The sequence below is a fragment of the Paenirhizobium daejeonense genome (genome assembly GCF_014280875.1).
Taxonomy (GTDB): domain Bacteria; phylum Pseudomonadota; class Alphaproteobacteria; order Rhizobiales; family Rhizobiaceae; genus Allorhizobium; species Allorhizobium daejeonense.
The window spans coordinates 251552-258325 of the sequence record NZ_JACLAL010000007.1; the positions used below are offsets into that span (position 1 = coordinate 251552).

Below are 6774 nucleotides of genomic sequence, written 5' to 3' on the forward strand. Positions count from 1 at the left end.
TCCTTTGAAAGGCTCAGTGGCCGGTAATGCTGTCGGCGATGGCCGCGAGCTTTGAAGTGTGCTGCAGGCCGGCGAACTCGCGTTTATCGGCCATGCTGTAGAGTTGGTACATAGAATGTACGCCAAGCCAGCGGAACGGTTCCGGCTCCCATTCGCGCACGGTACGATTGACCCAGGGGAGGCCGGTTAGTTCCGTGTCGCGGTTCAGGATCAGGTCGGAAAGCGTGCGACCGGCAAGGTTGGAGCTGGAGACGCCGAGACCGACATAGCCGCCCGCCCAGCCGATGCCGGTGGAGCGGTCGAACCCGGCCGTCGTGCACCAGTCGCGCGGCACACCGAGTACGCCGCACCAGGCATGATCGATCTTCAGCGATTTGGTCTGGGGCAGGAGGCGGGTCAGGATGCCATAAAGCTGGTCGATGGTCGCCTGCTGCGTCTGTCCGTTGACGTCCGTCGCCGAGCCATAGCGGTAGGGCACACCGCGCCCGCCCATGGTGATGCGGCCTTCCCGGGTGCGCTGGGCATAGCAATAGGCATGCGCCGCGTCCCCGAGCAGTTCATGCCCCTCCCAGCCGATCTCCCGCCAGAGATCTTCCGGCACGGGTTCCGTGACGATCTGTGCGCTGTTCAGCGCCAGCCATGTGCGCTCGAAGCCGGGTAGGCCTGCGGAAAAGCCCTCCGTCGCACGGATGATGACGGGGGCACGCACCGTTCCGTGGTCGGTCTCGACGCGGCCTTTTTCGAAGCGGGTGACGCTCGTGCCCTCGTAGATCGACGCTCCCAGTTCCTCGACAACGCGGGCAAGGCCGCGCACCAGCTTGGCCGGCTGTACTCGCGCCATTCCGCGGTAGGAAACAGCACCTTGAACATTGGCGAGGCGAATACGCGCAGCAGTCTGTTCCGCGGACAGGAACTGTATGCGCTCCGGCGATACCTGCCAGTCAAGGGCATATTGGTACTCCTCGCGTATCCGCTCCATCTGGGCGGTATTGGTGGCGGCGATGAGATTGTCGACGCGGATGAGATCGGCGTCGATGCCCTCTGCCTTGGTGACGCGCTCGACCTCGTCGACCGTACCGGCCATGGCGTTCTGCATGTCGACGACGGCGCCGCGACCGGAGGTCTTTTCGTATTTTTCGCGCGACCAGCTGAAGCCACCGGAAAGCCAGCCGCCATTTCGCCCGGAGGCGCCGAAGCCTGCGAATTCCCGTTCGATGATGACGATGTCGAGCGAAGGGTTGGCCTTCTTCAGATAATAGGCCGTCCAAAGGCCCGTATAGCCGGCGCCGATGATGCAGACGTCAGCTTCCCGATCACCGGGCAGGGGAGGGCGCTTTTCCGGAATGCCGCCGATATCGGCATACCAGAAGGAGATGTTACCGTTGGTCTTGATATCCATGGGGATGCTTTCTGGTTCAGGTCAGCGTCACGTCGGCGCTGGCATCGTCGGGCAGGAGAATGAGATCGGTGGGGAGAAAGGCGATGTCGACGGCATCGCCGATGGAAAAATCAGCCGCGCCGAGGGGGCTGCGAACGACAGCGATCGTCCCGTCCGCGAGCCGCACCTCGTACTTCGAGCCGGAACCCAGGTAAATAGCCTCGACGACATTGCCGGAAAGGCGGTTTTCGGTGCCGCTGATTTCCATACCGGGCCGCTTCAGCGCCACGCGTTCGGGGCGCACAAGCATGACCGGGCGGGCATCACCGGCAATGCGGCCATGGGCGACAATCCTTTGATCGCCGATTGTCATCACCGTATTGCCGTCCGAAATCCCGGTCTTTCCACGCAGAACGGTGGATTCGCCTATGAACCGGCCGACGAAGAGTGTCGCGGGGCTGTCGTAGAGTTCACGGCCCGTGCCGATCTGCTCGATACGCCCGCCATTGAACACGGCGATGCGGTCGGAGAGCACCAGCGCCTCTTCCTGGTCGTGAGTGACGTAGACGAATGTGGTGCCGAGTTCGCGGTGAATACGCTTGATTTCGAGTTGCAGCCATTCGCGCAGCTTCTTGTCGAGTGCGCCGAGCGGCTCGTCCATCAAGAGCAGCGGTGGATCGAAGACCAGCGCCCGCGCCAGCGCAACGCGTTGCTGCTGGCCGCCGGAAAGCTCGTTCGGATAACGATGGGCGAAATCCGCCATCTTCACCATGTCGAGAGCCCGTTTTACACGAGCGTCGCGGTCCTTACCCTTTATACCGCGCAGCGTCAGCGGATAGGCCACGTTCTTGCCGACCGTCATGTGTGGGAAGAGTGCATAGTGCTGGAAGACGACACCGATATTCCGCTTGTGCGAAGGCAGCCCAGTAACGCTCTTGCCGCCAATTTCGAGAGCGCCGGAACTGATATCCGTAAACCCGGCGATGAGGTTCAGCGTTGTCGTCTTGCCGGAACCTGAGGGACCAAGCAGCGTCATGAACTCGCCGGGACGGATATGAAGGTCGATGTCGTTCAAGGCGGTAAACGCGCCATAGCGTTTTGTCGCTTTGCGGATTTCAATCGCGGCGCCGGCTGATGGTTGGGTTGCTGTCATGGTCAGGTCCTTCCGCGGTGCATGCCGAACAGCAGGCCAGCGATGATGATGAGCGACGTTGCGAAAAACAGCAGCGTGCCAACGGCCGCCACGGTCGGGTCTGCGTCGCGGGTGATGGAGGTGTAGATCTGCACCGGCAGGGTCTTGAGATATGGGCTGGTGATGAAGAGTGCCACGATGATCTCGTCGAACGAGGTGATGAAGGCAAAGAGTGCGCCTGAGAGGATGCCCGGCAGGATCAGCGGTAGCGTCACCGTGCGGAACACCGTCAGCCGCCCGGCTCCGAGACTGGCGGCGGCGGTTTCCAGTCGCCGATCGAAGACTTCGAGGCTGGCCTGCACTGCGATCAGGACGAAGGGAATGGCGAGCATGGTATGCGCCAGGACGAAGCCTGTGACCGTGCCAACGAGATGTGCGTCGAGATAGACCGCATAGATGCCGATCGCCAGAACGACACCCGGCACGACCATCGGCGTGATCAGGAGCGCGCGTAGCAATCCGCCGACGCGTGCGGCGGCTCTGGTAATACCGAAAGCGGCAAGTGTGCCGATCACGGTTGCCACCACTGCGACGATGAGCGCGATAACAAGCGAGTTGGAAAAGCTCGTCGTCCAGTCCGGATTGCGGAAGAAGTTTTCATACCACTGCCAGGAGAAACCGACCGGGGGAAAGGCAAGCGACTTGTTGCCGTTGAACGACATCGGGATCACGACCAGCGTCGGCGCAAGCAGCAGGACGGCGACGAGCAGGCAGAAAAGGCCAAGGAGAATGCGGGAGAAGGACGGCATCCGGTTACGCCTCCCTGCGCGAGGAGGTGTGCTTCTGGCGCATCAGCGGAGCGGCGATGGCGAGAAGCACGAAGGTCGCGACCAGAAGAACCACGCCCATGGCACCGCCGCGGCCCCAGTTGAGAAGGCTCAGCACCTGGTTCTGCACCAGCGAAGAAAGCATGGTGCTGCGCGGTCCGCCGAGCAGGGCCGGGGTGATGTAAAAGCCGAGCGACAGAATGAAGACGATGATTGCGCCTGCATAGACACCGGGAAGCGATAGCGGCACATAGATCTGCAGGAATGCTTTCCACGGTTTTGCGCCAAGGCTGCGTGCGGCCTGCAAGAGGCGCGTGTCTATACCCTTCATTACCGAATAGATCGGCAGGATCATGAAGGGCAGCAGCACCTGCGTCATGCCGATGATGACGCCGGGCAGGGTACGGATCAGCTTGACGGGTGAAAGACCGAGGTTGCGCAGGAAGGAATTGATGACGCCGGAATCCTGCAACAGGATGACCCAAGCGAGCGTGCGCACCACTCCGCTCAGCCAGAAGGGCACGAGCACGCAGAGGATAAGCACGAGCCGCAGGTTCTTGCCGACGATGGTCATGGCGTAAGCATAGGGGTAGGCGCAGATGAGGGAGACAAGCGTTACCCAGGCCGCGACGACAAAGGTACGTTGCAGCACCGTGCGGTTTACCGCGGACTGGAAGAACCAGACGTAATTTTCGATGCCCGGCGCAGGATCGACGAAAGAGCGCCAGACGACGATGCTCAAGGGGTAGGCGAGGGCGGCAACGAGCACCAGCACGGCCGGCGCCGCAAGCCAGATCGCGCCGCGCAGCCGGAAACGTGAAAGCAGGGGAGGCTGGTCGGGGCCGGTGGCAGGGCCGGTCCCCAAGCCTTCATCGGACGTGGCGGTCATGGACATCTCCCGTGTTGGAGACAGGCCCGACTTGGTGCCGGGCCTGCAGTCAATCAGCGGCTCAGTTGCCCGAAAGAAGCGCGGTCCACTTCTCGGCGGCGAGGTCGAAGTTCTTCACCCAGAACGGAATGTTCTGCTGGTAGCCCTGTGCGATACGCTCGGGCGTGCTGGTGAGGAAGGCGGCCGTCGCATCGTCAACCTTCGGCTTGGCGTCCATGTTGATCGGCGTGTAAGAGGTCTTTTCGGTGAGGATCGCCTGGGAATTCGCGCCGAGATAGGCGTTGAGCAGCGCATAGGCTGCATCCGTGTCCTTGACGCCGACCGGAATGGTCATCTGGTCCATGACGACGAGCCAATCCTGCCAGACGGGGGTGTATTTCGCGCCGTTCTTCACGGCGGTCATGGCGCGGCCGGTCCACATCATCACCATGTCGGCTTCGCCGGATTCCGCGAGCTGCTGGGATTCCGCACCGGTCTTCCAGTAGATCGTGTCGGGGCCGAGATCGCGCAGCTTCTGGATGCCCTTTTCGATGTCTTCGGGCGTCATCGCCTTCGGATCACCGCCGGACGCCTTGAACGCCTGTTCGATTAGGCCGCCGACGGGATCGCCCGAGCCGTCGATGGCGCGAATGCCCGGAAACTTTTCCGTATCGAAGAAATCGGCCCAGCTCTTCGGCGGGTTATCCTTGTAGGTCTCGTTCTTGTACATGAGAACGACGCCGTAGTTCATCGCCGGAACCGAGCACTCGCCAACCTGGCCGGGCGGGATCTTGGAGACGTCGAGCTTGGAAAGGTCGAGTTTCTGGAACAGCGTGCCGCAATGGACATAGGGCGGCAGATCGGCGGTATCGACCACGTCCCAGGTGACGTTGCCGGCATCGACCTGCGCCTTCAGCTTGGCGATCTCGGTCGGGCCGTCGTTCAGCAACGTCACGCCGGACTTGTCGACGAATTCCTTGAGGGCGGCGACCTGACCGTCCTGATAGATGCCTCCATAAGAGACGAAGGTCAGCGTCTTGCCCTTTAGCGAACCTTCCTTCACCTCGCCGGCGACCGGCTTTTCCTGTGCGAATGCCGGCAAAGCCAGGGCGCACGTCATCGTCAGGGCCAGAGCCCTCGCAAATTTCTTCATCGTTGTTACTCCCAGTAACGCTCGTTTCCGTTGTTCCCGCCGCGGTTACGAGCCGGACCGTGGCAGGTATTTGTCTAGGTCGTCCGCAACGCTGGTGGGCGGCGCGATCATCCAGATGACTTCAGCCAGTTCCCGGCCGATATTTACGGTCTTGTGTGGAACCGACGTCGGATATTCGATGCTGTCGCCTGCAGACAGCACATGGCGTTCCTCTCCGAGGGTGAGCTCGACCTCACCGCGGATCACGAAGAAGAGTTCATGAGAATCCCCGTGGCTATAGGGTTCGGCACCCGTAGAGCCACCCGGATCGAATTCGCCGATATAGACTTCCATATCGCGGATTGGCCGCCGCGAGAGAAGCATCTTGCGATAACCTTCGGCCGGCGGAAGCGCCGGTCGTTCATGCTTGCGTAGAACTTGGCCAACTGCTGGTCCGGCCTCTTCGAAAAGATCGGTGAGGCTGATCCCCAGCGCGCCGGCAATACGTATCAGCGTGCTGGTATTGACGCCGCTCAAGCCGCGCTCGAGCTGGCTAAGAAAACTTGCGGTCGTCCCCGTGGCATCTCCCAACGTTCTGAGGGACATGCGGCGGGCCGTGCGAAAGGCCTTGACCTTCTCGCCAATGAGAGCCTGATTTCTTGTCTCGACTGCGATGTCGTCCATGGCGTCACCTCTCACTTAACACCATATTAAGTGAAGTCCGGCTTGGCAATCGGAATCCGAGGCGACGGCTCTTTTTTCGAGGCGACGGGTGTGGGCCTGACGCAACCTGCAATCCCTGGACGCAAACTGTGGAAATGCGAAGGGGGGCGGTGTCAGGGAGGTCGCATGAAAACGGATAGCCCCACCCTGATTAGCTGGATGATAACCGAACCCGGGGTGGCGATGGTGCGTCATCAAGGCGGGCTGATCGGATGGCTGTATTCAACCAGGTTGCCGGGCTTCCGCTCATGAGAACACAGTCTCGGAGGTCTGTCGACCTATATGAAGCGTTGCCCTTCTGAGACCCGACCTCGTGCAAACGGCGACAACGCAGCATGAAGATAGCTTCCGGTTGGCATCTCGAACTGCGGAGTCACCTGATGAGAGTTCGGCAGACGGACTTGGCGACCTGTTTAGGCTTTCGGCGGCCACTCTGCTTAACCTCTTTATAGAAGCGCAGACCTATTCGATGCCTCACGGGTAGCCGGTTTTGTATCACGGATATTCCGACGAGCGCTTTTAAAGGTGCTTAGCGAGTCTGTCTTTCCACAAATTGAGATTAGTGTTTAAAACCAGTAGGTTGTCTGATTTTTGTAATTTTTGTGATAGATAGTGTTGACTTGATTGAGGGGGTAGGATTATACATCCGCTCACTGACGAGGGCGGCGGCGCTGCTGGCGACGAAGTTTCTCGTTCTGAAGAAATCATTGAAAT

The 6774-nt window shown here is 60.6% G+C and carries 6 protein-coding genes; all 6 read right to left on the bottom strand.

Annotation, left to right across the window (positions count from 1 at the left end; translation table 11 throughout):
* Window positions 1-13: 13 nt before the first annotated feature.
* Window positions 14-1399 carry an NAD(P)/FAD-dependent oxidoreductase gene (locus H4I99_RS18635; RefSeq protein WP_163898177.1) on the bottom strand — a complete coding sequence of 462 codons (1386 nt, stop codon included), beginning with the start codon at window positions 1397-1399 and terminating at the stop codon, window positions 14-16.
* A 16-nt stretch (window positions 1400-1415) separates the two neighbouring features.
* Entirely contained in the window at window positions 1416-2531 is a 1116-nt protein-coding gene (locus H4I99_RS18640) for an ABC transporter ATP-binding protein (protein WP_163898180.1), read from the bottom strand.
* 2 nt (window positions 2532-2533) lie between these two features.
* On the bottom strand, window positions 2534-3319 hold the full coding sequence (locus H4I99_RS18645) for an ABC transporter permease (protein ID WP_163898183.1): 786 nt from the start codon (window positions 3317-3319) through the stop codon (window positions 2534-2536).
* A gap of 4 nt (window positions 3320-3323) precedes the next feature.
* Window positions 3324-4226, bottom strand: a complete 903-nt coding sequence (locus H4I99_RS18650; protein ID WP_163898186.1) for an ABC transporter permease — start codon at window positions 4224-4226, stop codon at window positions 3324-3326.
* 61 nt (window positions 4227-4287) lie between these two features.
* The gene (locus H4I99_RS18655; RefSeq protein ID WP_163898189.1) at window positions 4288-5358 is read right to left on the bottom strand and encodes an extracellular solute-binding protein; all 1071 of its coding nucleotides are present in this window, start codon (window positions 5356-5358) and stop codon (window positions 4288-4290) included.
* A gap of 45 nt (window positions 5359-5403) precedes the next feature.
* Window positions 5404-6021: a helix-turn-helix domain-containing protein gene (locus tag H4I99_RS18660; RefSeq protein WP_163898192.1), complete on the bottom strand. Its 618-nt coding sequence runs from the start codon at window positions 6019-6021 to the stop codon at window positions 5404-5406.
* Window positions 6022-6774: the final 753 nt, after the last annotated feature.